Origin of the sequence: Thalassospira sp. NFXS8 (assembly GCF_040148805.1) — a bacterium.
Classification (GTDB): domain Bacteria; phylum Pseudomonadota; class Alphaproteobacteria; order Rhodospirillales; family Thalassospiraceae; genus Thalassospira.
The window spans coordinates 50,124-76,371 of sequence record NZ_JAGEMF010000008.1 but is presented as its reverse complement, the minus strand read 5'-3'; the positions used below and the strand labels follow the sequence as shown (position 1 = coordinate 76,371).

Here is a 26,248-nt window from a genome sequence, read left to right as displayed (position 1 = left end):
TCACTTGGCAAGTCTTAGATATAGACTCCAAGGATTCACGTCACAAGAGAAATTTGCAGTCGGGCATCGCCTTTAAGAGGAGGCGGCGCTTACGAGGCTATTTATTTCCTGACTTTTCAATAGCTTATAAACAGCAAAAAACCCGCTGCGCCAACAACGGGTTTTTGAAAAGGCTTAAACTGCCCACGTGAATGATGGGATCAGTTTAGGCGACGGGATTGCTTTGTCAAGAACAAAAGCAAATAACCGGCCTGTGCCGACAAAAATATGAATTTGGACGACTCTTTTGTCTGCCCTTCGGGGCTCAAATCCGTCCCGGGACTTGCCCGACGGACGGAAAGTTATGGCGATTTGCTCGCCTTATGTGACGGTTTTACCGGCTGTAACGATGTGACCACAGCGTCGGTCGTTGGCTTGGTGAGCCGGGCGATTTCCTGCTTATCTCCCTGTTTGACCGATCTTTCCGTTCGGGTTCTTATTCTGCTGATTGAGCATGTCTATGATGTGCGGGCCTGGCGCAGTGGCCGTTTGATGGTCTGGCCGGGTAATCGGCGGTTGGCGGAATTGACTGGTAAGAATGAACGCTCAATCCGGCGGGCTTTGGCTTTGCTGGAGGCTAATCACTGGATTGTTCGGCGTTATTCAGCCTCGAACCGGCGTTCGGACGGCAATGCCGGGATTGACTTGCGTCCGATCGCAGCAAGGCTGCATGAGTTGCACCAGGCGGCAGAATTTATCGAACAGAAGATAGAGTCCGCCCGCGAACAGGCGAAGGCTGAACGCGATGATCTGACGATGGTGAAACAGTCAGATGACGGGGCAATAGAGTCCGGGGTGGTGGACATTTCTGTCCCCCTTAAATCCTACAAGATAAATCCCGGTTCTACGAACCTTGTACAAAGTGGGGCTTCGCAGGCAACGCCCGGGCAGAGATCGTGCCCGACAATTACCGACATTGATGTGGACAGTGAGATCCTGTTTTTGATGGTTCAGGCCTCGCCGACTTTGCAAAAGCAGCTTACGGCTGCCGAATTGTGTGACCTGATGGGACCGGAACCGTGTTCTGCCTCCATTCAGGCGGTTACGGCGGCTGTTAAATCAACGCTTTCCCGCCAGATCAAATTACGGCCCACTGTCTGGCAGGTGGCTTTGGCCAAACATGGCTGGGCGGCGCTGGCCGCCGTGATGGTGGCGGTTGACCGACAGGGTGTGCGTGATCCGGCGGGCTATCTCTATGCCATGCTCAAATCGGCCCGTTTGCGCGATACCGTACGCCACAATTTGCGCGCCATCGAACAGCAGGAGAGTGGTCATGCGTGATAATGCTCTTGCCGTTAAACACTCTTCCTACTGCCAGCTTTTATTCGCCCGTAAAGCACGGGGCCTGGCACATTTACGGCGTTGGAACGGGGCCTGTGATGTGTCTGTTGCCCAGCATTGTGTGATGGCGTGCGATAACGTTTCGCGTCTGGCCGCACCCTATGCCCTGATCCACGACATCAAGGAAGATGAAACAGGGGACTTGCTCACACCGGTTAAGCAGAAAATGCGGGAGCTTGGGATATGGCACCGTTTTGAAGCGGAGATCGTGCTGCCGATCCGCAAGTCTTACACGGAACTGGCCGGGTTGAGTTGGCCGTGGCCTGCCGATGTGGTGGCAGAAGTTGCCGACATCGATCAGCGTTTGCAGGTGACGGAATATCGCGATGCGGTTGACCGGAACCTGGTGCGCGGCTTTGTGCCGCGTTCGGTCGTTCCTTTGCCGGATTATGTGCTGCCCTGGAGCCCGCAAAAGGCCGAAGCGCAGTTTATGGATCGGGCCGGGCGGCTGTTTCCGGCATGGGAGGGTTGAAAAATGGATTGTGCAATCCACAAACTTGCCGAAGCCCTGCCCAGTGTCGAATTTTATGGCGAATTACAAAAGGCTTTCAGCCATTTCAATGAAGGTCTGTTTGACAACAAACTGCCAGCCTGTCTGATCACCTTGCAGCGTCAGAAGAATACTTACGGCTATTTTTCGCCCGAGCGGTTTGTCAGCAGTGAAACGGGCGAGTGTATTGATGAGATCGCCTTGAACCCTTCCTGGTTTGTGGTGCGAACCGTTCCGCAAACGCTCTCAACCCTGGTCCATGAGATGGTGCATCTCTGGCAGTATCACTTCGGTGATCCCGGCAGGCGCGCCTATCACAACCGCGAATGGGCCGACCGCATGGAATCCATCGGCTTGATGCCAAGCAATACAGGACAGCCGGGCGGAAGGCGCGTGGGCGAAAAAATGACCCATTACATCCTTGAGGACGGGCCGTTTGACCGCGCATGTCGGGAGCTGATGACCCGGGAATTTACTTTGTCCTGGCTGGACCGTTTTCCCCCGCAGGAACCGGGCCAGGCGCTGGCGACAACCCTGACAGGAGGTTTGGCCAGTGCGGCGGCATTGGCACGGGTGACGCCGGTTCACGCGGAAAACCGTTCCCATCGTGTCAAATATCGCTGCTCGTCCTGTGCGGCACAGGTTTGGGGAAAGCCCGGCATTAAGCTGTTATGTGGCGAAAACGCCTGCAAAGCGGCAGTGATGCAGCCCGTTGGGACTTGAAAATAGAATGTTTAGGAGATTTTCACATGACGAGGGATGAGAGCATTATTCTGGCCCGTCGGGGTTTCACGCTGATTCGCAATTTACTTGAGTATCGGGTGTCGGTTGGTGCGCAGCAAACCATAATCCAGCGACTATTGACGGGCCCAAAATATTCCAATGAGAGCGCGGCGCATGAACTGGCAGAAGCATTGCATAATCTTGATCCGGATAATGATTTCCTGTTGGAATTGACGCGCAGGAACCTGGCTGCCTTTGTCGAAAAATATCCCCGGTTTCGTGTGCATTTTGAAGAGTTTCTTTAATATGGGGTCTTTGTATAATCATCGGGAAAACAATGATTTCTGATTTATAATGTCTGCTGATACCGGATTGAGGAGTTGGATCGTGTCTTTAACGCAGGAAGAAGCACACAGCCGCCATTGCAAGGTGGCGAGCATTATGGCCAATCAGAAGCTCGAAGACCTTGAGGTGGATCATCAGACCCGTAGCGACCTGCAAGAACTCGCCAATGGGTCCCTGACCGTTGATCAGGCATTGAAGCGCCTTCATGCGCGTATTGGGCATGTCCAAATATAGTTCTGACGATCATTACATTGAAAATGTAACTATTAAAAATAGACGAACCGGCAAAATTTTGCCGGTTTATTTTTGGAGACCGGGAATACGGCTTATTGTCTATTCTCATGAAGATGCTTTGACCGAAACTTTGAACGTGCGGATAGGCCGCAGCCAGGGCTTCGCCCTCTGCCGTAAAGCAGAATCAGGGTCCCGGTTCAGGCCTTGACGGCCTGAACATCCCATATTCAGCTTGACGGCATTCACCCTTTTTTGACGACGGGAAGAAGTTGAACCGGCCAGATCGGTCCTTCGGTTGTCATTCAGAAAAGGGATTATCACGATGCACACGGCAACAGAGCACGATATTCAGGCTGCCAAACAGATTGCTCGCCAATTTGATATCGCCATCAGGGCAAATGAGAGTGATGCGGCGCAAAAGGCTGCACAGGATTTCAGGGCTTTGATTGTGTCAGCCAATGGCGCAAAGGGTGAATTTGGCATCTTTGCGCCAGACGGGGCAGGAACGGTGATGACAGCGGCCCTTGCCGCTAAAGACGAGGATGTTCCGCATTGGGGACAGAACGGGTTGTTTGTGTTGGAAACTGATCATGGTCGGGTGTTGGTGGGGTTTACCTGTCCACTCGACATATGCAGCCGATTTGAATTCAACGCCATTGACCTTGACCTGCCGTTTATTTCCGAAACGGGTTTTCAGTCGCATTTTTATGCAGAATGGCCACCTGTGAGCGTTAATGAGGCCGCCGCCATCATTTTTTGCCAATATGCCAAAGCCGGGAAGATGACGAATATTGATCCGAAATATCGTCAGGGCCGGTTGGAGCGGATGCCGGATTTTGTTCAGATTTCCAGCAGCGACTTTCAGGGTGTTCTTACAAAGACTGATAGCACCGGGCAAATCGGATTTCAGTTTTAACCGCCCTTCGTGTTTCGTAGCACAGAACGGCGGTCCCCCGTTAAAGCGGGGATTGTCGTTCTGACGCTGTAGGGCGAACGAATAGTCCTGTTTCAACCTTGTAATCCGGATACCCTCATTTTATTGCGCCTTTCTCTCTTCAGTCTTGGGGCCACGGGGTAAGGTCAGAAATGTCAAGGTTCAGGGTGGCGGCAAGTTTGCCGCGCAAGCGGTCAGACATGGAGCGTTCTCCCCGTTCGATCTGGCCGATATAGGTTTTGGTGACACCGACAAGGGCGGCAAGCTCTTCCTGTGTCATGCTCGCGTGTTCGCGGTAGACTTTCAGCGGGTTTTCGCTCGCCGAAAGCCGTTTGATCACGTCAATGGGGTAGCGGCGTCCATCGTCATTTTGCAGGGCGTCGTGCAGGGCTGCCAGATCTTCGGCGTCGTCGGCATCTTCCGCCCCGGTGCGATTTGCAATCCATTCGTCATAAGGAACGACAACAAAAACAGGCTTGTCGTCCTGATAGATAATCTGGTGTGACATGATGTCTCCTATCTTTTGTAAATTTCGCCACGCGGCGCGATATTCTGAACTTCAAGAATGACACCATCTTCGGTGTAAATGGCCCGGTATGTGCCAACCCGCAAGCGATAGGCTTCAACGCCGCTCATTTTTTTGATGTCAAGGTCGGTCCGGCGCGGGTTTTGAGCAATAAGGTCCAGCTTCTGCAAAATGCTGTTGCGGATTTTTGCAGGAACACGCAACAGACCTTTTTTTGCTTTATGGGTGAAGGTGATTTCCAAAGTGCTGTCCCCACTGGTTATGTAAACGTTATAATCCTTCTCGAAGGAAAAAGCAATCAAAAATAAACAAAAGTGAACAAAAGGAACAGATTTGGATATGTCTTTGGTGCGATTTTCATGAGCGGATGGATCTCATGACACGGCTGGCCGACAGAATGAGTGTGGATGTTTAGGGCAGGTCAACCGGCAAAATTTTGCCGGTTTACTTTTTCTATCCGAGGATACGCACCATGGCCGGGAAGTCGTATTCGATCTCGCAGGTCCGATACCAGCGCTTGCCGTCCGGGTCCCAATGGGCGGTGATGATGTAGCTTTTCATTGTATTGCGCAATTGGGTGACAGCTTCGGGGTCGCGGCTCCAGACACGCAGTTTTTCGATGTTTTTGGCAAAATGTGCGTGAATCTTTTGGATGTTGGCGGGCGGTGAAAGCTCCGCCAGAGCGCGTTTTTCCCGGTCAATGTCAAGGCGGGCGATGCGCATTTGTTCGGTATTGTCCTCGAACCAGGCTTTGAGTTCGCTTGTGTCGCTGCCAACGCCAAAGGTGCTGAGCGCATGTTCGGCGCGGCTACGCAAATCCTTAAGTTTCCGGTGTGACTTTTCGAGATGTCGGACATGGCGCTGGCGTTTGCGCTCTATTTTGTCGCTTTGATAATAGGCGGCAATGTCTTCGGGCTTGAGCCGCAGCGCTGCGGCCAGCACCGCTTCCATCAGATCGGCATAGCGGACAGCCCGATTGGCACATTGGTGATGGCGGCAGGCATAGCGGTCTGCCCAGTGTGCTCCCATGCGAATGTTATGATGGGCGCATTTGAGGCGACCGGCAAACAGGGCAAAGACTTTGCCGCCGGTTTTGATCTGCCGTTCCCGCCAGTCGCGGATGCGCGATTTGGCAATGGTGTCTGTTTCGACCGGATCTCGTAACTTCACAGTGGCACGATATTCGGCGGCCTTGCTGGAACGTTCATCCAGCATCGCCTGCACCGCATCGAAGGTTGCATCATCGATAATTTGCAATTCCGGGATCGGCACATGAATCCATTCGCTTTCCGGGCGCATGACCGAGAGTTTTTTGCCAGTTTCCGGGTTCTTGCGATATTGCATGCGGTTAAAGGTGACAATGCCGCGATACAGTGTGTTGCGCAAAAGGCCTGTCTTGCGTACCCGTGTGCCAACCAGTGTTGTGGGTGCCCATTTTCCGCCGGAGGGGGCGGCAATGCCCATCCGGTCGAGCGTATTGCAGATATGGCGCAGTTTTTCGCCATTCAGATACATGGCAAAGATCTTGCGGATGGTTTCGGCCTCGTCTGGAACGACTTTGCGCTTGCCATGCAACAGCTCACCCTTCTCGTCCAATCCCCGGACGATTTCATAGCCATAGGTGCGGCCACCGGGCACGCTGCCGCGCAAAACGGCGGCGACCATGCCACGATGGGTCTTATCCGACAGGTCCTTGAGGTAAAGCGCATTCATCGTGCCTTTCAGGCCGATATGCAGCTCGTTGATTACGCCTTCGCTGATGGTTTCGACCTCAATGCCGACAAAAACCATTTTCTTGAAGAAATGGGCCACGTCTGCCTGGTCGCGACTGATGCGCGAGAGATCTTCGCAGACGATGCGGTCAAACCGGTTGTCAAACGCTGCCATCAGCAGACTGACAATCCCGGGCCGGTTTTCCATCATCGCGCCGGAAAAGGCTTCATCATGATAGATGTCGGTGACCTGGTAGTCTTTGGCCGTGCAATAGGCTTGGCATCGTGTAATCTGGTCATGGCTGCTGGTGGCCTGACGGTCCGTCGAATGACGGGCATAAATGGCAACTCTCACGTATTCTGGCCTATTGCTCTTGGAGATAATTATTGAAGGAGCGATAAGCCGTTAATCATCCACATGGATGGTTCTGGTGCAACCTGCAAAACGGATAGGTTTTGGAGGAAAGTTAGCTGGGTTATATATACATTTCAACGGGTTGCATGAAGTCGCAAGAGTTTGCACGAAGTCTCAGGATTAGCTTTCGGTCGATGAAATATTGCCGTCCCATGTGTCTTCAAAAGACTGTTTTACCGGGTCTAACCGGCCTTCGATAAACGAACCAGCGGGCTTGGCTGCTTTGGTTTTGCCCTGAGTTTTAGATTTGGCAGCAGGCTGGTGAACTGACGTTGCCGGGGTATCTGTTTTAAGGCGGTCGCGTTTGATTTTGGCCACATGCTGATAAAACGCCGCTCTTCCCATTGTGATCTGGCCAGATTTTTGCAAATTTCGGTAAATCTGGCTTACCGGGTAGCCTTGATCTAGCCGAGCCAAAATCTCGGTTTGTACAGCAAGTGCTTCTACCCTGCCCATTCCCCATTCCAGCATATCGTGCCCTATCATATTGATCTACAGATACATTCTATGACTTTCTGCATGTTACCGGCAGTGTCAACGAGTGTCTATGTTTTCTGGTATATGTATGGTTTTGGGGTGTCGATATACCTACGTAATATATTGTTATTATTTAATATTCTATGTGTTTATGCGTGTTTCTGGAAACGTCTGTGATTGTCGGCATCTCCTGTTACCACAAGAAGGTGAGATTTGGATGGATGTAGATAAGTATCTGTTTTAAATGAATTCTATTGATTTTCTGGGCGTGACGAAAATTCTACAAGTTTCAACGTTTGTCTGCATTCTTCCATGTCGTTGGTCTGGCAGGATAGGTTAGGTGGTACCACCTAACAGAACGCAGGCGTTCTTCCTGTCTTATTCGCATGACAAGCCATGCTCAACGGGTGGAAAAGGATACTGACACCTGATTCCGGCACCGCTATCATTTCTGGACTAAAAAAAGTCTGTTCCGCAATACCACGACGGCGGATGATATCCTTCACCGCAAATCCTGCTTCCTGTTCCTTTAAAATTCCGATGATCTGTTCTTCTGAAAAGCGCTTCTTCATCTCGAGTTCTCCTTTGCCTTAATTTGGAAAACTCACTCAAAAAATGCGACTGTTTTCGGGGAGAAGGTCAAAGTCGGGTGTCTCCATTCTTTCCCATAGTTCGATCAGATTTTTCGCTTTCACTCGGTTGAGGATACGGCGCTGGCTGGCAGAAGATGCTTCCCTGACAAATGTTCGCGCGCTGGGCAACGTATGTGCTGGCATGCCTTCATAGATAAAGGCTTGAGCGCGAGAATCTCGTTGGCTCATTATTTCTTTCGCTCGCTCGTCTCTGTTCATAATTTGATCAACTCCAAGAAATGGTACTTCTGATCAAATAGTCCCCACAGACCGGATGTCAGAAAATGATTGTAGTTTTGCCAGCTTAGTCTCCACCTACTCGCTTTACGTGTATTCAGATTGTGGTCAAAAGAAGCAAACGCTGATATTAAAACACGGTGCACAAATAGGTTTACATGGGCGGCAAACTATCGCTCCCTGCGTATTGAAAAACACACTTTTTGGTTTTCCAGAGCACATATCATCGGTGATTGGTCCAACGATGCCTCACCAACGTCAACACAAGCAAGAATAGAGCTTTCATGTCCGACAAACTGACTGATCTGATCCTTTCTCTGACACCTGAGGACGGCTCCTCTATCCGCGAAGAAGCGATGTTGGCGCGGCTGCGGGAGCATATCCCTAACCTTACCGATGAGCAGTATTCGGCTGCCCGTGACGAACTGATTGATGATGGAACTATCGCAAATGGTCGCGGTAAAGGTGGGGTAATATATCGGGCAGATGTCACCAACCTTGAGCTGACTGCGCCGGAAGCCAAAGCTCCCAAGGCTAAAAATAGCTCCCGCAAGAAAGCCTTACACAGAACCACTGAACCGAACGAGGTTCTCTCTTACCGTCACGGCGAGACTCGCATAAACAATCCCGAGGTAGGGATGGTGCATGCGGATACCGACCCAGACGGAGAAAAGACAAGCTGGCAGTACGATCCACATCTGGACCCTGTGCTGAATTTTGACAGCATGCGCAGTTCAATTGAACGGCTCATTGATGAAGCACTGGCTAGTGAAGACCCAGAGCGTATGAAAGATGCCTTGCAAGAACTCAAACGCTTGCAGGCCCCTTACCTTAATTGGACTGGCAAGGCTGAGAAAACTTCATTCAAGGTCGATACAGTCTCGCTCCACGTTCATGAACGTGTAGATCCGGCGACAATCCTTGCCAATGCAGCCAAACGGCTGAAAGGGAAGAATGCTGCTGTGAAATGGCGGCAGACTGATCTGTTTTCAGCCCCGTTCGAAAATTTGCCGCTGCGTGAGGCACTTGATTTCTATCATCACGAAAAAGGTTGGTCGAATCGTCTGGTCGCAGGCGACAGCATGCTGGTGATGAACTCGCTTCTTACCAAAGAAGGCATGAGGGGCGAGGTCCAGATGATCTACATCGACCCACCCTATGGCATCAAATATGGATCAAACTTTCAGCCCTTCACTAACAAACGCAAGCTAGCGGATTCAGACAAGGATGAAGACCTCAATCAAGAACCCGAGATGATCAAAGCATTTCGGGATACTTGGGAGCTGGGCATCCACTCTTACCTTACCTATCTACGTGACCGACTGATTCTAGCACGCGAACTGTTAGCTGACAGCGGGTCTGTTTTTGTCCAAATTTCGGACGAAAATGTTCACCTTGTCCGCGGACTACTCGACGAAGTCTTTGGTGTATCGAACTTTGTCTCGCAGATTTCGTTTTCGAAAACAGGTTCAGTGTCGGGGAGCCACCTCGGCAAGGTATGCGATATTCTACTCTTCTACGCGAAAGATAAGAACCAACTAAAATACCGAACACTCTATGAAAAGAAACAGGACACTGAAGACGGATACTCGGAAGATCCGCTCAAATCAGATGGATATCGAGCCACAACCACGTGCCCCTATGAGTTCAATGGCATAACTTGGCCATGCGGCGCAAATGAGCATTGGAAGGTTTCGATTGAAAGCCTCAATAGAGCAGCAAAGGCGGGGCGAATTGTACCGAAACTGACTTCTTTACGCCTAAAGAAATTTGCCTCCGATTTCGGCTACAAGGTTTTTCACTCGATATGGATGGGCTTTGGCGGCGCATCGAATATGCAATATGTTGTCGAAACCAATACTCGAATCATCGAACGCTGTATCTTAATGGCTACTGATCCAAGCGATTTAGTGTTGGACATTACGTGCGGGTCAGGTGCGACGGCGGTTTCTGCAGAGAAATGGGGCCGACGCTGGATTACATGTGACACATCTCGCGTAGCCGTCACGTTGACTAAGCAGCGCCTAATGACTGCATCCTATGACTATTATGCACTCCGCTTCCCACATGAAGGCCTGAAGAGTGGTTTTGACTATGAAACAGCTAAGCGCATAACACTTGGTTCGATAGGCGCAAATATAGACATCGACAAAATTTACAACGAGGATCATCCCAAGATCGCGGCGGCGCTGGACAACCTGAACGCTGTACTCAAATCCGATCCACCGAAGCCTATCAAGCCCACCGAAGGCGCGCGCAAGGGCAAGGCAGTTTCATTCATCGATGGAGATTTACTGGAGGAGTGGGAAGTACCTTTTGATCGACCCAACGACTGGCCTGATGCCGCGAAAGAGCCTTTCGACGCTTTTCAAAAAGCTCGACAAGCGATGCAGCGCCGTATGGATCAGTCCATAACCGACCACGCCGATCAGGAAACGCTATATGACAAGCCTCGCATCGACAAAAACAAGCTGCGCATTACGGGCCCATTCAGCGTCGAGGCAGTGCCTGCGCCCACCGTCTTGTCTCTCGACGAAACCCTGCCAGCGGAAGAGGCCAACAGTACCGTCGCCCGATCTGGTGAAACCTCCCGCCAATCGTTTTGGCGCGACGAACTTCTAAAAACAGGCGCACGCGGCAAGGGCGGCAAGATGATGACCTTTGCTGAATTCGAGACACTGCCGGGCACCAAGTATCTGCATGCCAGCGGCTCCGTCGCTGATACCGGGGAGCGGGTAGTCGTCAGTTTTGGCCCCGAACATGCAGCACTTGAACAGCGACAGGTCGAAGAGGCAATGAACGAAGCCTACACCCTGATGCCCAAACCCAAGTTCATCCTGTTCTGTGCCTTCACCTTTGACCCGGAAGCCGCCAAGGATATCGACGAAATGAAAGTGCCGGGCACGACCTTCCTAAAGGTACAAATGAACACTGACTTGCTGACAGAGGACCTCAAAAGGAAGCGGGCAAGCAACGAGTCATTCTGGCTCATGGGGCAGCCAGATGTCACTAAGCACCAACGCGAAGATGGTAGGTGGCAGATTGAGGTACATGGCTTTGACTACTTCAACCCGCGGACCGGCGAGATAGAGAGTGGCGACACCAAACAGATCGCAATGTGGTCTCTGGATCAGGACTACGACCAGCGCTCACTGATGCCGCATCAAGTGTTTTTCCCCATGGCCAGTTCCAAAGGCGGTTGGAACCGCCTGAAAAGAACGATACGCGCAGAACTGGACGAAGAATTGCTGGAGCAATTCCATGGCACGGTGTCACTGCCATTCGAGGCCGGCGAAAACAATCGCGTTGCTGTAAAGATCGTTGATGATCGGGGTATTGAGTCTCTCAAAATCATCACGCTGGAGGCCTGAGCCATGTCGCTGATCATTAATCGTCCTTGGGAGCGGCCTGCGCAGCACTGGGTCGAAGGCAAAGGCGGAAAGCTTGAAATCAAACCAGAAAGACGACCCGCAAGCTACGACGTTTTTGATGCACGTAACAACACGAAACGCACCGAAGAGCTGGCCATGGTCAACACGATCCGCACCCGTGTGGACCGATGGCGAGAAGACGGCTATCCCGGTGTAACCATCATAACGCGCAAGCTTCTGGAACATTGGCATGATGAAACTGCCCGCCAACACCCGTTCTATTTCTGCCAGTTGGAAGCAATTGAAACTCTGATCTGGTGGGTCGAAGGCGCGGAAGCGTATAGGCAAGGTATATATGTCCCGAGTGATGGTGGACCTTGGCAACGGTTGTGCAACAAGATGGCAACCGGCGCAGGCAAAACCACTGTGATGGCAATGATCATCACTTGGCAGGTACTCAACGCGCAAACCTACCCAAAACGAAACAAAGATTTCAGCCGTGCGGTGTTCATTGTCGCGCCGGGTTTGACCGTCAAGGGTCGCCTGCAAGTATTGATGCCAAGTGAAGGTAGCTACTACGACGAGTTCAACCTGTGCCCGTCCGAGTCTATGCGCCAAAAACTGAATCAAGCAGAGGTACTTATCGAAAACTGGCATACGCTCATGCCATTGAAGGAACAAGATCGTTCCGTGGTCAAAAAGGGTAAGGAATCTGATGAAGCCTTCACCCGGCGTGTTCTAGGTAAACTTTCGGCGTACAAGGACATTATTGTCATCAACGACGAGGCACACCACGCTTACCGGAAACCGTCAGAAGTGAAGATTTCCAAGAAACAAGCCGAAGAGCATGGAATTGACCTCGAAGAAGCAACTCGTTGGATCGAAGGGTTAGACCGCATCCACAAAACCCGACGTATTCAACGTTGCTTTGACCTATCAGCCACTCCGTTTGCGCCAACCGGCAAGAAAAGTACTGATACGGCGCTGTTTGATTGGATCATATCGGACTTTGGTTTGAACGATGCAATTGAGGCGGGGCTGGTAAAAACACCGCGTGTGGTTGTCCGTGATGATGCACTGCCAGATTCAAAGACACTTCAATCGAAGCTATATCATATTTATCGGGACCCATCCGTCTCTGAAGACCTCAATCGCAGAGCAGAGCCGCATGAAGCGTTACCGAAGCTGGTTCGGGATGCCTATACGTTACTCGGCGCCGATTGGCGGGAAGCAGTCAAGGCTTGGGCTCAGTCCGGGCATCATTCACCACCAGTCATGCTGACGGTTTGTAATCGAACTGAAACTGCCGCACGGATTGAACATTACTTCAATCAAGGCGACGCTCATTGGCCCGAATTACAGGCTCCTAATAAGACGCTGCGCGTTGACTCCAAGGTCCTTGATAAAGCGGAAGTTGGAGAAACCGCAACGTCGAACAAGGAATATGATAAACGGCTCCAAGAGATCATCGAGGCCTCAAGCATCTCTGAAACACGCAAGCAGTACCTAAGAACTCTTAAAAAGGAGGAGCTGCTGCGCGAGATCGTCGATAACGTCGGTAAGCGCGGGAAAGCCGGTCAAGATCTACAGAATGTGATTTCAGTGGCGATGCTCTCTGAAGGTTGGGATGCGAAGAATGTCACCCACATCATGGGACTACGCGCCTTCACATCTCAGCTTCTCTGCGAGCAAGTCGTTGGTCGAGGCTTAAGGCGAGTTTCTTATGACAGGGATGAGAACGGACTGTTCTTGCCTGAATATGTGAACGTCTTTGGTGTTCCGCTTACCATCTCAGAAGCTGGCGATACCGGCGTAGCCCCACCTCCACCTAAGCCAGCAACGCAGATTGAAGTCATCCCAGAGCGCTCCAGTTTAGAAATTCGTTGGCCAAACATTCTTCGCGTCGAAACCATCATCAAACCTCAATTAGCAATAGACTGGGCTCAAGTCGAACCTCTTACAATTGACCCTTCAAACACACCAATCAGTGCAGAACTTGCACCTGCACTTGGTGGCGTGACTGACTTAGGAAAAGTCACTGAATTCGACTTGGAAAAGCTACCTGACGGCTTCCGGCTTCAGCGGCTTGTATTCCAAGCTGCCCGGAAAGTTTTTGCAGAATTGAGGCATGGATTTTCTGGAAACAATGAATATCTTGCCGCGCAGCTCGTTAGGATCGTCGAAGAATTTCTAAAATCCGACCTTCTGAAAATTCCCTCACTGTTCCATAACGATCCTCTACGGCGACGTATCCTGATTGCCCTTAATGTTGATCTTGTAGTCCGCCATCTTGTCGAGAAAATCAGCGAACAAAGCGCCGAACGTCTAACTCCAGTTTACGACGAAGAAAACCCGATTGGGTCAACTGGACAAATGCGAACTTGGTATACGACAAAGCCATGCTTCCCAACGATCAAGTCGCACATTAGCCACATGGTCGGGGATTCAACATGGGAAGGCTACGCAGCAAATGCATTTGAAAAGCGCGATGAGGTTGTTGCCTACGCCAAAAATGACCATCTTGGCTTTCAAGTCTATTACATGTGGTCGGGTTCACGGCGCCGATACATTCCAGACTTCATTGTTCGTTTGGAAAACGGAATTACCTTGGCTCTAGAGATCAAGGGAACAGACAGCCCGCAGAACAAGGCCAAACGGGGCGCACTGAACGAGTGGGTCAAGGCCATCAACACTGCCGGTGGATTTGGACAATGGACTTGGGATGTCGCATTTAAGCCCGAACAAGTGCATGACATTCTTGATCGTTTTTCCAACCTCAACTGAAGAAACCTTTAGGTACATTCGGCTGCCTCTACGACAGTCAGACAAAAAAGATGACCGCTTTCGCTAACTGAACCGGTCATCTTTGAGCTCACCTACGTGGGGCCGATCTGGGGCCAAATTACTCCTTAAGGTAAGACCGTATGTCCTTCATTAAGTGAGCGCTGGTAGGGGCGTCTCGTCGTACACTTGGATGATCGAGGATTACTCGCAAAGAGCCTGTCCTCAGCACCGGGAGGATGAACAATGAAGGAAACTATTCCAGAAGTTTTCGTTGGAATTGATGTTGCAAAGACTCGTAATGCCGTGGCCGTTGCCGAGGGGAGTCGGGGGGGCGAGGTCAGGTATCTCGGGGAAGTTGTTGCGTCCCTTGATAATATGCGCAAAGTCGTAACGAAGCTGGCGACGAAGTATAAAAAAATTCATTTCTGCTATGAAGCTGGCTCAACAGGTTACGGATTGTATCGGCTGATAACAGATCTGGGCCACAGTTGTTCGGTGGTTGCCCCATCACTGATCCCAAGGAAACCCGGTGACAGGGTAAAGACCAACCGCCGTGATGCGGAAGGATTAGCAAAACTGCTGCGGGCTGGTGAATGCCGTTCGTCTGGTGAAGGAGCGCAAAGAACGTCTGGAGAAAGTTATAGAAGAGTTCTTGCCTCAGTGGTCGTTGGCTCCTCTCGTTCAGTCCTTGCAGGCTTTGCGTGGCGTTAGCCTGATCGTTGCCGTTACATTTGCAGCAGAAGTCGGCGTCTTGTGGCGATTTGAGAACCCGCGACAATTAATGGCGTATCTCGGTTTAGTACCGAGCGAAAGTTCTACTGGGAATTCGCTTCGGCGAGGCGGAATAACCAAGGCAGGTAACGGTCGCCTCCGGCATCTTCTCGTCGAAAGTGCCTGGACCTACCGACATCCGCCTCGTATTGGCAAAGGCAAGATCTACAAGTTTGCCCAGGTGTCACCGGAAATCCGTGAAATAGCCTGGAAAGCCCAAAGCCGCTTAACCGGACGCTATCGGGCCCTGGACTCAAGGGACAAAAAAAGCACCGTTGTTTGCACAGCAGTTGCGCGTGAACTGGCTGGTTTCATGTGGTCTGTAGCCTAGCAATGTTCCCTTCGTTCACCAACCATTATCCGGTCCTGGTTTCAGGATGTGACAATGCAATGCCTTTGGACCTATCCTGACCAATTCCGGACATGAAGAGGAATTTTTAAAGATATAGCAAGAGTGATAGATGAAATGCTTAAAGATGATAGATCGTGCAAAGGTGGAGGCGGAACAACGGCAGGGAAACTCCCGTTGTACGTTTTGTGGCCGACTTTGTCGACGCCCGCAGTAAGATAGGGACAGCCCCGGACGAAAACTCGGAAATGCGGTAACCAATCCGCGCATCAGAGCTTGATCACCTACGTTCAACAGTTCCGTCTCCTCCTCTGCGCGAAAACGATAATTCCCCGTTGTGAGCTCAGCGGCCGGTTTTGTGTGACCAGAAGGTTGACAATGGACATCAGAGCGTCCAGTCACTGCTACCTTGCGGGAGATAGCAAAAGGCCGGATTTTAGGAGCAAGGTAAGCGTCCAGCCACGGCTACCTTTACAGGGCCAGCAATTCCTTTGGGAGAGTGGATCAGTCCTGGATGTCTATATTCCATGGAAGCAGGTCGTCAATCCGATTGACCGGATGATCGGCAATGCGCTGAAGGACGGAGCTGAGGTATTTACGCGGATCAAGCTCCTGCATCTTTGCCGTCTCGATCAGGCTGTAAATGGCCGCGGCTCGATCTCCGCCTGCATCTGAACCGGCAAACATCCAATTGCGGCGACCGATGGCCAACGGTCGTATCGCCCGTTCAGCGGCATTGTTGCTGATCTCGCATCTGCCGTCATAGGCATAGCAAGTCAAAGCGTCCCACCGGGTCAGGGCATAACGGAATGCTCCGGCCAGATCGCTTTTGCCTGGTATTCTGCGCAAGGAATGCTCGAAGCAGGTTTTTGTTTCGTCAAGTTGATTCAGACTGTGGGCCTGACGCACCGCCCGATGACGGACGGGCGGTGCGAAATTGGTCCACGAAACCCGTGACATCTCTTATACTTATAAAGGAAGAGATACTGGCAAATCAGAATGAAATAGAGCAGTGCACTTTAGCTTTTTGGTCTGCTTTCAGCAGAACTAATGACAAGAGGCGCTCTGCTGTGTGCGTTGTTCACATCGACGACACGTGACAGCAATGATAAAAACACTGCCTGTTCATCCTTGGATAGTGGCGCCATAAGCCGCTGCTGAACGCGTGCGATCTGTTGAACTGTCTGTGATAGCAGGGCCTCTCCTTCAGACGTGATGTTCATGATCTTTATGCGGAGGTTGTCTTGCGGCACACTGCGCATGATAAGGGACTTGTCTTCTAGCCCCTTTGTGACCGTCCCGATGGTAGAGCGATCAATCGCAATGAGACGCCCCAAGCTGCGTTGATCAATGCCGGGTTTGTCTCGAATCATCAAGAGTGATGCGTACTGGACTGGCGTCAATCCGAACTCGCCAAGCTCTTCTGCGAAGATGGATGCCGATATTTGCTGGCACCTACGGATGAGGTGGCCGGGCGATTGATAAACACCTTCCATCGTTGGCGGCATAACAGTGTCATTTTTTTCGTCCCAGAAATTCATTGTTTCTCCGTGGCTTAACAAGTGGTGTCGGTCTCTTTGCGCGTGCCGGGTTTGGAGTTTTTCCAAATCTAGATTGACAGTACGCTGTCTGTTTGTCATAAGCAACAGAAACCGACAGCATACTGTCGTTTAAATTTCGATTTCATGGGAGGGAGATTATGAAGATTTGCAGGTTCGATAAAGGGCGGTTTGGAGTTGTCGTGGATGGGGGCGTCAAGGACGTCACCTTTGCATTTCAAAGCTTGCCGAAAGCAACCTACCCCTATCCTGTTCATGATGTAATGATAGCTGCATTGCCCGGATTGATGACTGCCATCGCCGAGGCAGCCAATGGCACTGAAGTGCTACCATTTGATCAGGTGACGCTTGACCTGCCCGTTGCCAATCCGGGCAAGATGATCGCAGCGCCAGTGAACTATCAAAAGCATCTTGAGGAGGTACGTGAGCAGGCCGACCTGCATCACAATAACACCGCGCATATGAAGCAGATTAAAGAGATCGGGCTGTTCCTCAAGGCGGGCAGTTCGCTTGTCGGGCCGAACGTGCCTGTGCAGATCACCAAGACGGATCGTCGGAATGATCACGAAATCGAGCTTGCGGTCGTCATTGGGAAGGCCGGCAAAAACATCAGCGCGGCAGCTGCGCTGGATTATGTCGCAGGTTACACCATAGGGATCGACATGACGGTGCGTGGATCCGAAGACCGGAGTTTCCGCAAGTCGCTTGATACCTTTTCGATCCTCGGGCCGTGGCTGGTGACGGCGGATGAAATACCGGACCCTTCCAATATCGACTTTGAACTGACCGTGAACGGGGCGACCCGGCAAAAGGCCAACACCCGAGATCTGGTGCTGAGTGTTCCGGAACTGATCGAATACGCCTCGAGCTTTTATACGCTGTATCCCGGCGACGTGATCTTTACCGGCACACCCGAGGGCGTGGGAGAAGTCAAGGTCGGTGACAGGATGCACGCCGCGATTGATGGTATCGGAGACATGACGATCGACATCGTCGCAGGCTGAGCGCCAAACCATTGGGAGTGGAATTACATGAACGATAAGCATTTTGCCGAAGTTGTCATCATCGGTGGAGGAATCGGCGGTCTTGCAGCCGCTTTGGCGCTGTCACAGATCGGCAAGCAAGTCTGCGTTCTTGAGCAGGCACCGGAATTCGCCGAGATTGGAGCAGGGATTCAGCTTGGCCCGAACAGCTACAAGATGTTTGCCCGGCTTGGCATGATCGACGAGGTCAACGCGATCTCGGCTTTTCCTGACGATCTGATCATGCGCGACAGCATCACGGCAAAGATCGTCGCCAAGATTCCAGCGGCCGACGACTTCCGCAAGCGGTTTGGGTACCCATACGCTGTCATTCATCGCGCCGATCTGCACAAGACGTTTCTGCGCAAATGCGAGGACAGCGACAGGATCACGCTTCTGGTGAATTCGAAGGTTGTCGATATTGCCGAGCGAGACAAAACGGTGACGGTACGCACGGAAGATGGTGTCACCGTCACTGCCGACGCGCTGATCGGTGCCGACGGTATCTGGTCCAAGACCCGCGAGCTTATTGCAGGTGATGGCGCGGTGCGCCCTTCGGGTCACATCGCTTATCGTGCGGTGCTGCCCAAAGCAGAAATGCCGACCGAACTCGCCACGAATTCGATGACTCTTTGGGCGGGCGAAAAAGCACACCTCGTTCAATATCCCTTACGTGGTGGAGAGTTGTTCAATCTCGTCGCTGTGTTCCATTCCGACAAGTTCAGCCAAGGATGGAACGACGCAGGCGACCCCGAAGAATTGCAGATGAAATTTGCAGACAAATGCCCGGAAGTGCGCAGTCTGCTCGACAAGATCGAAAGCTGGCGCATGTGGGTATTGAACGACCGCGATCCGATCCGCGATTGGGTCAAGGGACGCATGACGCTATTGGGCGACGCGGCACATCCGATGCTTCAGTATCTGGCGCAGGGGGCTAATATGGCGATCGAAGATGCTGTCTGCCTGGCCGACATGCTGGTTAACGAAAAGGGCGACTATGAAGCAGCGTTCCTGCGCTATCGTGATGCACGATATCTGCGCACGACGCGGGTGCAGATGACGGCACGTCTTTACGGCGAAATTTACCACGCCAGCGGTGCGATGCGCGATATGCGCAACGCTGAGATTGGTGCCTGGCCAGCCGAAAAACACTACATGGGAATGAGCTGGATCTATGACATTTCGCCGACATGGCGGGATGATGGAGCGACTGCTTTGTCGGAAGTTGGGCAAGTAGCATAAATAAAATAAATAATGTTCTTTCTGGGAGGAAAACCAATGAAAATATCAAGAATACTGACTGTGGCGGCCTTTTTGACGATGATGGGCAGTACGGCATTTGCCCACGATGTGATCATCCGGTACAGCGAATGGTTGCCGCCAACCTATTTCATGAACGCGCGCGGACTCTACCCCTATTTTGACGAAATCAAGAAGGTGACAGATGGACGTGTTGTGGTTGAGGTGTCGTCAGCCCCGCTTGGACCGCCCCCGCGCAACTATCAGATGGTGATGGACGGTATTGCCGACATGGCCTGGGGGCTGCATGGCTATACGCCGGGCACGTTTCCGCTGAGCGGCATGGTCGAGCTGCCTTTTCACAGTACGAATGCTGAAAAGAACTCCATCGCATATTGGAAGGTCTTCAAGGAGTTTCTTGAGCCTGCCGGGATGCATCCGGGTGTCCATACGCTCACGGTTCATACCCAACCGCCAGGACAACTTTTCAACTCGGTCCGGCCGATTAAAACCGGTGCGGACTTCGCCGGCCTCAAGATCCGTTCGACCAATAGCGCTGTTGCCGGATCACTCGAGGCACTGGGCGCAATCCCCGTTGGCATTCCAGTGACCGAGATGCGCGAAGCACTGGAAAAAGGCATTGTCGACGGTGCGACTTTGACTGACGAAGCGCTCTACAATTTCAAGGTCAACCAGTTCGTCAAATACGAAATGGATGTGCCCGGCGGGCTCTATAACGCGAGCATGTTCCTTGTGATCAATCCAGTAACGTGGGGCAAAATCTCCCCCGAGGATCAAGCCGCCATTACAGCGATTTCCGGTGCGGTTTTGGCCGGGAAATTGGGCAAGGTCTGGCAGGACGAACAAGACGCTTCTGTAAAAAAGGCCAAGGCGGATGGTATCGAGATATCGGTGCCAGATGGCGCATTGCTGGAATTTCTTCATAAAAAGCTGGACGGATTTGAAGGCGCTTGGCTGACCAAGGCAGATGCGGCCGGAATTGATGGTGCGGCTGCGCTGAAAGCGTATCGCGATCTTTCGGGCGAATAACCATGTTGAAGCTCAGCGCCCGCTTCTTGAACCTGCTCGACTGGTCGGGCCGGATCGCCACAGCAGTGTTGATGACCGCACTGATGGCCATCACATTCACCGACGTAGTGGGGCGGCAGTTTGGCCACCCGATCGCGTTTGCCTTTGAATTCACTCAAATGACTGTCGGTGCAATGTTTTATATAGGCCTGCCCCTCGTCACGATGCGCGGCGAACATATCGCCGTTGACCTCGTGCCGATCAGGCCAAACGGCCCGGTTGGGATTGTCGTTGTCGCGATGGTCGATCTGCTGTGCGCGTTTCTGGTTGCAATTGTCGCACGGCAGTTGTGGCAACAGGCACAAACGCTTGACATGTTCAATACCGTGATGATGTTCACGCGTTGGCCACTTGCCCCGATTGTGCGCGCCATGGCTGTGATGGCGGCGTTGACGTCGCTGATCTGTCTGCTTCAGGGTTTTGCCCGCTCCTGTCATCAACTGCACCATAATACGACGGAGCAAGAGCCATGATCATCACGACAGGCTTCATTGCGCTCTTCGCACTGCTATTGCTCCGGGTCCCGATCGGGTTTGCCCTGGGCCTTATCGGCACGCTTGGTTTCGGCTGGATCGTCGGAATGGCGCCCGCACTCAAGAGCGTCGGATCGGTCGCCTCTGATACGGTCATGAACTACGATTTCGCCGTTATTCCGCTGTTTATCCTGATGGGCAATCTGGTCACGCGATCAGGTATTTCCGACGATCTCTACGAAACATCCTATCGCTGGTTCGGCGGCATGCGCGGCGGGCTGGCGCTGGCAACCATCGTCTCATGTGGTGGCTTTAGCGCGGTCTGCGGATCGAGTTTAGCGACCGCCGCAACAATGTCACGCGTGGCCGTGCCGCCGATGCGAACCTACAAATATGCTGACAGTCTAGCAGCAGGGTCGGTGGCGGCGGGTGGCACGCTGGGCATTCTCATCCCACCCAGTATCGCCTTGGTGCTTTACGGAATCATGACCCAAAGCGATATCGGTGCCTTGTTTGCCGCAGGTGTTCTACCGGGACTGCTTGGTATTGCTCTTTATATGGTAGCTGTGTCCGTATGGGTGCGGATCAACCCTAAAATCGGGCCCGCAGGAAAGCCGTCGAGTTTTGTGGAGAAACTGCTGTCGTTGCGCCGCGTGATCGGAATTCTGGCGCTGTTCGTTCTTGTGATGGGAGGGCTTTACGCCGGGTTCTTCACGCCGACCGAGGCTGCGGGGATCGGCTCTGCCGGCGCACTTTTCATCGCCCTTCTGCGGCGCAGGCTGACGGTGCGAAACCTGCTCGATACGCTCTTTGACGCTGCCCGAACGTCGGTGGCACTTCTGACAATCCTGATCGGGGCGCTGTTGTTCGCCAATTTCGTTAATGTCGCGAGACTGCCGCAGGATCTGGGCGCGTGGATCACCAGTATGGATTTGGCACCGATGACGGTGATCTTTGCAATCGTGGGCATCTACATCGTATTGGGCTGTTTTCTGGAATCCATGTCAATGATGCTGCTGACGGTGCCGATCTTTTACCCGATTGTGTCCGCTCTGGGGTTCGATCTGATCTGGTTCGGTATCATCGTTATTGTGGTGATCGAGATTTCGATGATCACGCCTCCGGTCGGGATGAACATCTTTGTCCTGCGCAGCGTGCTTCCGGACATTCCGACGGTAACCATCTTTCGAGGTGTCCTTCCGTTCGTCGCCGCCGATATCGTGCGTGTGGGAATCCTGATTGCTTTTCCGATCATTTCGCTTTGGTTGCCGTATCTGATGGGCTGATGTGATCCATTTCTTGGCTCGAAATCTATCTGGGAGGAAAAATCATGAACAAACACAGTTTTCCATTGAATGCGTGGTATGTCGCGGCTTGGGACCACGAGATCAAAAAGGGCGTAATGACTTCCCGCCAGATCTGTGACAAGCCGCTTGTGTTCTATCGCAAGGCTGACGGCAGCGCCGTAGCGATGGACGATGCGTGCTGGCACCGCCTTGCTCCCTTGTCCAAAGGCAAACTTGTGGGCGACAACGTGGTATGCCCCTATCATGGCCTCGTCTATGAGCCCGGCGGGCGCTGCGTGCACATGCCGTCGCAGGAAACGATCAACCCATCGGCCTGTGTAAAGGCCTATCCGCTGATCGAAAAGCACCGGTTCATCTGGATATGGCCCGGCGACCCGGCAGAGGCGAATCCTGATCTTGTGCCCGACCTGCACTGGAACGACGATCCTGAATGGACCGGCGATGGTCAGTGCATTCATTTGGAAGCGAACTATCTTCTGGCCGTCGATAACCTGATGGACCTGACGCACGAAACATTTGTACACAGCGGCTCGATCGGAAACGACGCGGTCGCAGAGGCACCGTTTAACGTCAACCATGGTGACGGCACGGCGCGAGTCACACGCTGGATCATTGATCAGGATCCACCGGGGTTCTGGGGTGCGCAGCTGGGTCGGCCGGGCAAGGTCGACCGTTGGCAGATCATCGACTTTGTCGCACCCTCAACGATTGCGCTTGATGTCGGCGTCGCAGTGACTGGTACGGGGGCTCCGGAAGGGGATCGATCTCAGGGCGTTAACGGTTACGTGCTCAACTCGATCACGCCCGAAAGCGAAACAACATCGCATTACTTCTGGGCCGTGGTACGCAATTACAACCTTGGTGATATGAGTCTGACGATCAGCTGGCGCGATGCCGTCGCAGGGATATTCAAGCAGGACGAAGATATCCTTGCCGCCCAGCAACTGGCCATCAAACGCAATCCGGACAAGAAGTTTTATGACCTCAACATCGACGCGGGCGGAATGTGGGCGCGGCGAAAGGTGATGGAAATGATGGAGCGCGAGAATGAACGTGTACGGGGCGCGGCGCAATGATCGGGCAAAGGAGCGTGTCATGCAAAATGCTCATCTAAATACATTGGCCACTGTTACCGAGGCCAGCGACATCGCTAAGGGTATCCGTCGGTTTCGTTTCAAGTTGGAGGGCGATACGGTGTCGCTGGCCGCTGGTGCCCATGTGACATTCGCGCTCGAGACACCCAACGGTGCGATTGAGCGATCCTATTCCGTGGTCGATGACGGATACGTGCCGGATCATCTGACGATCTCGGTCAAACTTGAACGGGCCAGCAGGGGCGGGTCGCGCCATATGTGGTCCCTGCAAGTCGGGGATACGGTCAGGATCATCGGTAATGACAATTCGATGCCAGTATCGTACGGCGGCAGCGACTATGTCCTGCTTGCAGGAGGTATCGGCGTCACGCCGATGACCGGCATAGCCCGTGCTCTTTGCAAGACAGGCAAGTCCCTAAGGATGATCTATTGCGCCAGATCGCCGGAGGAGGCGGCATATGCCGATATATTGTCCGACCTGTTGGGCGCGCGCTTGACGATGATCTACGACATGGCCGGCGACCGTTTAGATATCGATACATTGGTGGCAGGGCTGTCTCGATCCACACTTCTCTACATGTGTGGTCCTGCCGGGCTGATGGATGCGGTGAAATCTGCTTGGTCAGCCCATGCGCTGCCGCCGCAGAATCTTCGCTATGAAACTTTTGGCAACTCCGGCACCCGTGCGACGCGCAAGTTCAGCGTTTTGGTCGAGGAAACGGGGCGCACCGTCGAAGTGCCTGAGGATAGCAGCCTGCTGGACGCCTTGCTGGCCAGCGGTCACGACATGCTCAGCGACTGCCGCAAGGGCGAATGTGGCCTATGCAAGGTCGGTGTGCTGCAATCTGACGGTGAAATTGATCACCGCGATGTATTTCTAAGCCCGCGTGAGCGTGAAGCGAGGGATTGCATGTGCGCCTGTGTTTCGCGGCTGAGCGGGGATGGCGTCAGAATCAGAATTGACGGGATTCAACACGGTCGCGCCAGCTGAAACATTAATCAAAAAAGGAGCCATCAGATGGCTGATGTAAAGGAAAAAGAAGCGTTCTACGAAAAACTGACCCCCAATTCTCTTGGACCGCTTTGGGAGCGCATGAAGGGTCTTGTTTCACCTGAGCCGCGTAATAAGGCCAAGCCCTTTGTCTGGTATTACGACACCGTCCGTCCGCTGCTGATGGAATCTGGCGATCTGCTGACAGCAGAAGAGGCCGAGCGCCGTGTGCTGGTGTTCGACAATCCGGAATTCGCGGGCACGTCGCGCATCAACTCGACCCTCTACGCCGGGGTGCAGTTGATCCTGCCGGGTGAGACTGCTCCGGCCCACAAGCACGCTGCTGGTGCCCTGCGCTTCATTCTCGAAAGCGAGGGTGGCTATACCACCGTCGATGGTGAGCGCAGTGAAATGAAGCGTGGTGATGTGGTCATCACGCCCGGTGGTACATTCCACGATCACGGGCATGACGGGACCGGCCCGGTTATCTGGATCGACGCGCTGGATGTACCGATGGTGAATTTCTTCGAATGCGGCTTCTCGGAGGAATTGCAGGATTCCAAGCAGAAGGTCACCAAGCAGTCCGGCCATTCCACTGCCGAATTCGGTTCAGGCATGCTCCCGCTGGTTTCGTCTGCGCCGTTCGGCCTGAACTCTCCTGTTTTTTCCTACCCGTACGATCGTGCGCGCAACGCACTACTGTCGTTGAAGGCATCGGCGGCGCCGGACCCCTATATCGGATATTCACTACGTTATGCGAACCCGCTCGACGGTGGTTGGGTGATGCCGATGATTGCCGCGTGGCTCGTGCATCTGCCGCGCGGGTTCTCTACCGCCCCCTATCGTGCCACCGACAATCAGGCGATAGTGATCTCCGAAGGACGGGTCAGCGTTGAGATGAATGGTGAAGCCTTTGATCTGGGTTCTAACGATGTGATGGCGTTACCTGGCTGGACATGGCGCACGATGCGCGCGAGCGAAGATGCGGTGATCTTTTTCTTCTCGGATCGCAGCGCGCAGGAAAAGCTTGGCCTATGGAAAGAAGAGCGCGGCAACATCTGAACAGGATTGACGTCGGAAAGCGTGCATCGGGAACCGGCACGACACCCCGCGGTAACGGCAAGTGAAGGGATCCATGTTTTTAGACAATTTTTTGATCTTGCTAAGCTATCTTGCTGTGGTCCTTGATCGTATTGCAGATTGTCGATCCGATTGATCGAATGATCGGCAATGCGGTTGAGGACGGTGCGGAGGTATTTGTGCGGATCAAGGCCTCGCATCTTTGGTAAGCGTCCAGCCACGGCCACCTTGACAGGGCCAGCAATTCCTTTCGGAGAGTGGATCAGTCCTGGATGTCTATATTCCATGGAAGCAGGTCGTCAATCCGATTGACTGGATGATCGGCAATGCGCTGAAGGACGGTGCTGAGGTATTTACGTGGATCAAGCTCCTGCATCTTTGCCGACTCAATCAGGCTGTAAATGGCAGCCGCCCGATCTCCGCCTGCATCTGAACCGGCAAACAGCCAGTTGCGCCTTCCGACAGCCAACGGTCGTATCGCCCGTTCAGCGGCATTGTTACTGATCTCGCATCTGCCGTCATAGGCATAGCAAGTCAATGCGTCCCACCGGGTCAGGGCATAACGGAATGCTCCGGCCAGATCGCTTTTGCCTGGTATTCTGCGCAAGGAATGCTCGAAGCAGGTTTTTGTTTCGTCAAGTTGCCTCAGGCTGTGGGCCTGACGCACCGCCAAACGGTCATCGGGCGGCTTGTTGATAATTTTCTGTTCGATGTCGAACAGATGCCCGATATTATCAAGGGCCTCCCTCGCCAGCTTTGATCCGGTTTTCTCATACACATCATGGATCTTGCGCCGGACATGCGCCCAGCAGGCTACCTCCCGGACAGGCTGATTGCCGGGGCCGTACAATTTGTTGAACCCGGCATATCCGTCAGCATGCAAATGACCGGCAAAGTCTTTCAGAACGGTTTGCGGATGCAGGCCCTTGCGATCCGGGCTATAGCGATAAAGAGCGGCTGGCAGACCGGGATTGATTTGCGCCAGCTAAGCGTAGCGGAACAGCAGATCCGAGC

23 protein-coding genes and 5 pseudogenes are annotated in these 26,248 nt (G+C 52.9%); 18 read left to right on the top strand and 10 right to left on the bottom strand.

Annotated elements, in window-relative coordinates; translation table 11 throughout:
• The 7 genes from J4E05_RS23665 to J4E05_RS23635 form a co-directional block, all read left to right on the top strand.
• Positions 1 to 191: hypothetical protein (locus J4E05_RS23665; protein WP_349600877.1), on the top strand; the 191-nt coding region annotated here is incomplete at its 5' end.
• 76 nt (positions 192 to 267) lie between these two features.
• A complete protein-coding gene (locus tag J4E05_RS23660) occupies positions 268 to 1,320 on the top strand; it encodes a helix-turn-helix domain-containing protein (protein WP_349600874.1) in 1,053 nt (350 codons plus the stop codon).
• The gene (locus J4E05_RS23655) at positions 1,313 to 1,852 is read left to right on the top strand and encodes a hypothetical protein (protein ID WP_349600871.1); all 540 of its coding nucleotides are present in this window, start codon (positions 1,313 to 1,315) and stop codon (positions 1,850 to 1,852) included. The genes J4E05_RS23660 and J4E05_RS23655 overlap by 8 nt, the downstream gene beginning before the upstream one ends.
• Before the next feature lie 3 nt (positions 1,853 to 1,855).
• Positions 1,856 to 2,593, top strand: a complete 738-nt coding sequence (locus J4E05_RS23650; RefSeq protein ID WP_349600868.1) for a SprT-like domain-containing protein — start codon at positions 1,856 to 1,858, stop codon at positions 2,591 to 2,593.
• Positions 2,594 to 2,619: 26 nt separating this feature from the next.
• On the top strand, positions 2,620 to 2,898 hold the full coding sequence (locus J4E05_RS23645; RefSeq protein ID WP_349600865.1) for a hypothetical protein: 279 nt from the start codon (positions 2,620 to 2,622) through the stop codon (positions 2,896 to 2,898).
• 82 nt (positions 2,899 to 2,980) lie between these two features.
• Positions 2,981 to 3,172, top strand: coding sequence for an antitoxin VbhA family protein (locus J4E05_RS23640; RefSeq protein ID WP_349600862.1), 192 nt, complete (start codon positions 2,981 to 2,983; stop codon positions 3,170 to 3,172).
• A gap of 322 nt (positions 3,173 to 3,494) precedes the next feature.
• Positions 3,495 to 4,088, top strand: a complete 594-nt coding sequence (locus tag J4E05_RS23635) for a hypothetical protein (protein ID WP_114090799.1) — start codon at positions 3,495 to 3,497, stop codon at positions 4,086 to 4,088.
• Between the two features lie 139 nt (positions 4,089 to 4,227).
• Here J4E05_RS23635 and J4E05_RS23630 read toward each other — a convergent pair whose 3' ends face one another.
• The 6 genes and pseudogenes from J4E05_RS23630 to J4E05_RS23605 all read right to left on the bottom strand — a co-directional run bounded on the left by J4E05_RS23630 (position 4,228) and on the right by J4E05_RS23605 (position 8,087).
• Positions 4,228 to 4,614, bottom strand: coding sequence for a helix-turn-helix transcriptional regulator (locus tag J4E05_RS23630; RefSeq protein ID WP_085595771.1), 387 nt, complete (start codon positions 4,612 to 4,614; stop codon positions 4,228 to 4,230).
• An 8-nt stretch (positions 4,615 to 4,622) separates the two neighbouring features.
• Positions 4,623 to 4,874, bottom strand: coding sequence for a type II toxin-antitoxin system RelE family toxin (locus tag J4E05_RS23625; protein WP_085595769.1), 252 nt, complete (start codon positions 4,872 to 4,874; stop codon positions 4,623 to 4,625).
• Positions 4,875 to 5,085: 211 nt separating this feature from the next.
• On the bottom strand, positions 5,086 to 6,699 hold the full coding sequence (locus tag J4E05_RS23620) for a recombinase family protein (protein WP_349600857.1): 1,614 nt from the start codon (positions 6,697 to 6,699) through the stop codon (positions 5,086 to 5,088).
• Positions 6,700 to 6,879: 180 nt separating this feature from the next.
• Complete coding sequence (locus J4E05_RS23615; protein ID WP_147253093.1) at positions 6,880 to 7,230, bottom strand: TraK family protein; 351 nt, start codon at positions 7,228 to 7,230, stop codon at positions 6,880 to 6,882.
• 464 nt (positions 7,231 to 7,694) lie between these two features.
• Positions 7,695 to 7,808, bottom strand: a pseudogene (locus tag J4E05_RS23610) (transposase); the annotation flags it as partial.
• Between the two features lie 36 nt (positions 7,809 to 7,844).
• Complete coding sequence (locus J4E05_RS23605; protein WP_349600854.1) at positions 7,845 to 8,087, bottom strand: hypothetical protein; 243 nt, start codon at positions 8,085 to 8,087, stop codon at positions 7,845 to 7,847.
• 302 nt (positions 8,088 to 8,389) lie between these two features.
• Between J4E05_RS23605 and J4E05_RS23600 the strand changes: the two genes are divergently transcribed.
• The 3 genes and pseudogenes from J4E05_RS23600 to J4E05_RS23590 all read left to right on the top strand — a co-directional run bounded on the left by J4E05_RS23600 (position 8,390) and on the right by J4E05_RS23590 (position 15,362).
• On the top strand, positions 8,390 to 11,476 hold the full coding sequence (locus tag J4E05_RS23600) for a site-specific DNA-methyltransferase (protein ID WP_349600851.1): 3,087 nt from the start codon (positions 8,390 to 8,392) through the stop codon (positions 11,474 to 11,476).
• Between the two features lie 3 nt (positions 11,477 to 11,479).
• Entirely contained in the window at positions 11,480 to 14,260 is a 2,781-nt protein-coding gene (locus J4E05_RS23595; RefSeq protein WP_349600848.1) for a BPTD_3080 family restriction endonuclease, read from the top strand.
• Between the two features lie 243 nt (positions 14,261 to 14,503).
• A pseudogene (locus J4E05_RS23590) lies at positions 14,504 to 15,362 on the top strand (IS110 family transposase).
• 522 nt (positions 15,363 to 15,884) lie between these two features.
• On the opposite strand, the pseudogene J4E05_RS23585 reads toward J4E05_RS23590, so the two are convergent.
• Together J4E05_RS23585 and J4E05_RS23580 are read right to left on the bottom strand one after the other, a co-directional pair.
• A pseudogene (locus J4E05_RS23585) lies at positions 15,885 to 16,310 on the bottom strand (IS66 family transposase); the annotation flags it as partial.
• 89 nt (positions 16,311 to 16,399) lie between these two features.
• Entirely contained in the window at positions 16,400 to 16,921 is a 522-nt protein-coding gene (locus J4E05_RS23580) for a MarR family winged helix-turn-helix transcriptional regulator (RefSeq protein WP_349600846.1), read from the bottom strand.
• Between the two features lie 158 nt (positions 16,922 to 17,079).
• Between J4E05_RS23580 and J4E05_RS23575 the strand changes: the two genes are divergently transcribed.
• From J4E05_RS23575 to J4E05_RS23540, 8 genes are read left to right on the top strand one after another with little or no spacing between them, the layout of a single operon-like run.
• Positions 17,080 to 17,943 (top strand): fumarylacetoacetate hydrolase family protein, encoded by an 864-nt coding sequence (locus J4E05_RS23575; protein ID WP_349600843.1) that lies wholly within the window; start codon positions 17,080 to 17,082, stop codon positions 17,941 to 17,943.
• A 27-nt stretch (positions 17,944 to 17,970) separates the two neighbouring features.
• Positions 17,971 to 19,203, top strand: coding sequence for a 3-hydroxybenzoate 6-monooxygenase (locus tag J4E05_RS23570; protein ID WP_349600841.1), 1,233 nt, complete (start codon positions 17,971 to 17,973; stop codon positions 19,201 to 19,203).
• A 36-nt stretch (positions 19,204 to 19,239) separates the two neighbouring features.
• The gene (locus tag J4E05_RS23565) at positions 19,240 to 20,250 is read left to right on the top strand and encodes a TRAP transporter substrate-binding protein (RefSeq protein ID WP_349600838.1); all 1,011 of its coding nucleotides are present in this window, start codon (positions 19,240 to 19,242) and stop codon (positions 20,248 to 20,250) included.
• Positions 20,251 to 20,252: 2 nt separating this feature from the next.
• Entirely contained in the window at positions 20,253 to 20,762 is a 510-nt protein-coding gene (locus J4E05_RS23560) for a TRAP transporter small permease (protein WP_349600835.1), read from the top strand.
• Positions 20,759 to 22,048, top strand: a complete 1,290-nt coding sequence (locus J4E05_RS23555) for a TRAP transporter large permease (protein ID WP_349600832.1) — start codon at positions 20,759 to 20,761, stop codon at positions 22,046 to 22,048. The genes J4E05_RS23560 and J4E05_RS23555 overlap by 4 nt, the downstream gene beginning before the upstream one ends.
• Before the next feature lie 44 nt (positions 22,049 to 22,092).
• On the top strand, positions 22,093 to 23,145 hold the full coding sequence (locus J4E05_RS23550; protein WP_349600829.1) for an aromatic ring-hydroxylating dioxygenase subunit alpha: 1,053 nt from the start codon (positions 22,093 to 22,095) through the stop codon (positions 23,143 to 23,145).
• A 19-nt stretch (positions 23,146 to 23,164) separates the two neighbouring features.
• On the top strand, positions 23,165 to 24,154 hold the full coding sequence (locus J4E05_RS23545; RefSeq protein ID WP_349600826.1) for a PDR/VanB family oxidoreductase: 990 nt from the start codon (positions 23,165 to 23,167) through the stop codon (positions 24,152 to 24,154).
• Positions 24,155 to 24,181: 27 nt separating this feature from the next.
• On the top strand, positions 24,182 to 25,216 hold the full coding sequence (locus J4E05_RS23540) for a cupin domain-containing protein (protein ID WP_349600823.1): 1,035 nt from the start codon (positions 24,182 to 24,184) through the stop codon (positions 25,214 to 25,216).
• Positions 25,217 to 25,362: 146 nt separating this feature from the next.
• Here the strand turns inward: J4E05_RS23540 and J4E05_RS24165 are convergent.
• Together J4E05_RS24165 and tnpC are read right to left on the bottom strand one after the other, a co-directional pair.
• Positions 25,363 to 25,434 (bottom strand): annotated as a pseudogene (locus J4E05_RS24165) (hypothetical protein); the annotation flags it as partial.
• A gap of 62 nt (positions 25,435 to 25,496) precedes the next feature.
• Positions 25,497 to 26,201 (bottom strand): annotated as a pseudogene (gene tnpC, locus J4E05_RS23535) (IS66 family transposase); the annotation flags it as partial.
• Positions 26,202 to 26,248 lie beyond the last annotated feature (47 nt).

Bases quoted from the DNA above. Each gene is read 5' to 3' on its own strand.
- J4E05_RS23660 (WP_349600874.1), top strand. From the start codon at position 268: ATGAATTTGGACGACTCTTTTGTCTGCCCTTCGGGGCTCAAATCCGTC.
- J4E05_RS23655 (WP_349600871.1), top strand. From the start codon at position 1,313: ATGCGTGATAATGCTCTTGCCGTTAAACACTCTTCCTACTGCCAGCTT.
- J4E05_RS23650 (WP_349600868.1), top strand. From the start codon at position 1,856: ATGGATTGTGCAATCCACAAACTTGCCGAAGCCCTGCCCAGTGTCGAA.
- J4E05_RS23645 (WP_349600865.1), top strand. From the start codon at position 2,620: ATGACGAGGGATGAGAGCATTATTCTGGCCCGTCGGGGTTTCACGCTG.
- J4E05_RS23635 (WP_114090799.1), top strand. From the start codon at position 3,495: ATGCACACGGCAACAGAGCACGATATTCAGGCTGCCAAACAGATTGCT.
- J4E05_RS23630 (WP_085595771.1), bottom strand. From the start codon at position 4,614: ATGTCACACCAGATTATCTATCAGGACGACAAGCCTGTTTTTGTTGTC.
- J4E05_RS23615 (WP_147253093.1), bottom strand. From the start codon at position 7,230: ATGCTGGAATGGGGAATGGGCAGGGTAGAAGCACTTGCTGTACAAACC.
- J4E05_RS23605 (WP_349600854.1), bottom strand. From the start codon at position 8,087: ATGAACAGAGACGAGCGAGCGAAAGAAATAATGAGCCAACGAGATTCT.
- J4E05_RS23600 (WP_349600851.1), top strand. From the start codon at position 8,390: ATGTCCGACAAACTGACTGATCTGATCCTTTCTCTGACACCTGAGGAC.
- J4E05_RS23595 (WP_349600848.1), top strand. From the start codon at position 11,480: ATGTCGCTGATCATTAATCGTCCTTGGGAGCGGCCTGCGCAGCACTGG.
- J4E05_RS23580 (WP_349600846.1), bottom strand. From the start codon at position 16,921: ATGAATTTCTGGGACGAAAAAAATGACACTGTTATGCCGCCAACGATG.
- J4E05_RS23575 (WP_349600843.1), top strand. From the start codon at position 17,080: ATGAAGATTTGCAGGTTCGATAAAGGGCGGTTTGGAGTTGTCGTGGAT.
- J4E05_RS23570 (WP_349600841.1), top strand. From the start codon at position 17,971: ATGAACGATAAGCATTTTGCCGAAGTTGTCATCATCGGTGGAGGAATC.
- J4E05_RS23565 (WP_349600838.1), top strand. From the start codon at position 19,240: ATGAAAATATCAAGAATACTGACTGTGGCGGCCTTTTTGACGATGATG.
- J4E05_RS23560 (WP_349600835.1), top strand. From the start codon at position 20,253: ATGTTGAAGCTCAGCGCCCGCTTCTTGAACCTGCTCGACTGGTCGGGC.
- J4E05_RS23555 (WP_349600832.1), top strand. From the start codon at position 20,759: ATGATCATCACGACAGGCTTCATTGCGCTCTTCGCACTGCTATTGCTC.
- J4E05_RS23550 (WP_349600829.1), top strand. From the start codon at position 22,093: ATGAACAAACACAGTTTTCCATTGAATGCGTGGTATGTCGCGGCTTGG.
- J4E05_RS23545 (WP_349600826.1), top strand. From the start codon at position 23,165: ATGCAAAATGCTCATCTAAATACATTGGCCACTGTTACCGAGGCCAGC.
- J4E05_RS23540 (WP_349600823.1), top strand. From the start codon at position 24,182: ATGGCTGATGTAAAGGAAAAAGAAGCGTTCTACGAAAAACTGACCCCC.